This is a genomic window from Halomonas sp. (assembly GCF_041689495.1).
Taxonomy (GTDB): Bacteria; Pseudomonadota; Gammaproteobacteria; order Pseudomonadales; family Halomonadaceae; genus Halomonas.
Map to the genome: position 1 here is coordinate 1 of NZ_JBDNGD010000044.1, position 1,592 is coordinate 1,592.

Annotated in this window: 2 protein-coding genes and 1 pseudogene; 1 reads left to right on the top strand and 2 read right to left on the bottom strand. The window is 61.7% G+C overall.

Annotated elements, in window-relative coordinates:
- Positions 1-139: 139 nt before the first annotated feature.
- Entirely contained in the window at positions 140-421 is a 282-nt protein-coding gene (locus tag ACESMD_RS01485) for a hypothetical protein (RefSeq protein ID WP_372609657.1), read from the top strand.
- A gap of 152 nt (positions 422-573) precedes the next feature.
- On the opposite strand, the gene ACESMD_RS01490 is transcribed toward ACESMD_RS01485, so the two are convergent.
- Both ACESMD_RS01490 and ACESMD_RS01495 read right to left on the bottom strand, forming a co-directional pair.
- Positions 574-1,041 carry a glycine zipper 2TM domain-containing protein gene (locus ACESMD_RS01490; RefSeq protein ID WP_372609659.1) on the bottom strand — a complete coding sequence of 156 codons (468 nt, stop codon included), beginning with the start codon at positions 1,039-1,041 and terminating at the stop codon, positions 574-576.
- A gap of 186 nt (positions 1,042-1,227) precedes the next feature.
- Positions 1,228-1,592 (bottom strand): annotated as a pseudogene (locus tag ACESMD_RS01495) (isocitrate lyase); the annotation flags it as partial.

A 1,592-nucleotide genomic window follows, 5' to 3' on the forward strand; every position in this document is an offset into this window, starting at 1 on the left:
GATGGCGGAATTTCAGGATGCCAGCCGTCATCCTGAGTCACATTCACGCCTTTCCCGACAGTTGCGTGCCTGTTCGGGCGGCGATACCCTTGCCGGAGCCTTTTCGAGCCAATGACCCCTAGACGTATGGAGATACCCCATGGTTGAAGCCGTGATCTGGTTGATTGCCTTCGTTGCGATCCTCTTCCTTTGCTACGCTCGCTGGGAGGCCAGCGTCAGCCCCGGCCTGGACAAGGTGATGCCGGCGGTCATGGCAACGAGGGGCGAGAACCGCCTGGTGTGGAGCCTGGCATTGGCGGTGCTGGGTGCGACCACCCTGGTGCGACCCGTCGACATCTTGCTGATCGTGATCCTGCTTGGCTTGGTCGGGCTGATCGGCATGAAACTGTTGAGTTGGGCGACACGCAAGGCGAATTCGTAATAATTCCGGTGCCTCTCTTTCTGAAGCACGCCTCTCTTTAGAGCACGTTTTTTCGGGATATGAAGATGCAAAGACAAAAGGCCCGCGGAAGTTCCGCGGGCCTTTTGTCTTTCAGGTTCTGAAGGTTCTCGTCTGTGACGGCTGTTTCCGCCTCAGTAGGGCGCCACGCTGACATTGTTGCCGCTACCGATGATGCGTACGCGCTGGCCGACCTGGAAGTTCTGTTCGGCCTTCTGGACGATCACCACGTTCTGGCCGTTGTCCTGGCGGATTTCCATTTCCCAGGCCGCCATGCGGTTGGCGGATTCCTCGATCTTGGTGCCTGCCACGGCACCGCCGATGACGCCGGCAACGGTCGCCAGCTGGCGTCCGGTGCCGCCGCCGACCTGGTTGCCCAGCATACCGCCGATCACGGCACCGCCGCCGCTGCCGAGCAGGCCGCTCGCACGGCTATCGGCCTGGATCTGGACCTGACGAAGAGCGGAGATGGTGCCGAAGGTGACATTCTGGGCCGCGGTGGCCTGGTTGCCGGAATAGACATTGCCCGAGTAGGGCGCCGTGTTGGCGCAGCCGGCCAGGGTAAGCAGGCCGATGGCGAGAATGGGAAGAAGATGTTTCATGAATGACCTCCTGCAGGGGTGTTGTGTCCGGGACGAGCCCAGGTGACATCCTGTCGCGAATCGCGGGATAGATGCATGCGTCGTATTCCTCAGCTTAACCAGCAGCTGGCGCTTTGACCAGCGGTGCCGGTAGAGGTGCCACCATGCTACCCCGTGACTTGGTCAAACAATGTGGAAACCTCGAGGTCAGCCGAACTGGTTCATGGTGTTGTCCTTGCCACCGGCCTTCAGCGCCGCCTCGCCGTGGAAGAACTCCTTGTGGTCGTCACCGATGTTGGAGCCGGCCATGTCCTGGTGCCTGACGGTGGCGATGCCCTCGCGGAGTTTGCGACGCTGGACGCCCGCCACATAGGCCAGCATGCCTTCTTCGCCGAAGTAGCCCTTGGCCAGGTTGTCGGCGGAGAGGGCTGCGGTGTGGTAGGTCGGCAGGGTGATCAAGTGATGGAAGATGCCGGCCTCCCGCGAGGCATCGCGCTGGAAGTTGCGTACCCAGTCGTCGGCCAACTGGCCCAACGGCGTCTCGTCGTACTCGGCACTCATCAGGTCGGCGC

Excerpts from the sequence above, each read along its gene's own strand:
- ACESMD_RS01485 (WP_372609657.1), top strand. The coding sequence starts at position 140 with ATGGTTGAAGCCGTGATCTGGTTGATTGCCTTCGTTGCGATCCTCTTC.
- ACESMD_RS01490 (WP_372609659.1), bottom strand. The coding sequence starts at position 1,041 with ATGAAACATCTTCTTCCCATTCTCGCCATCGGCCTGCTTACCCTGGCC.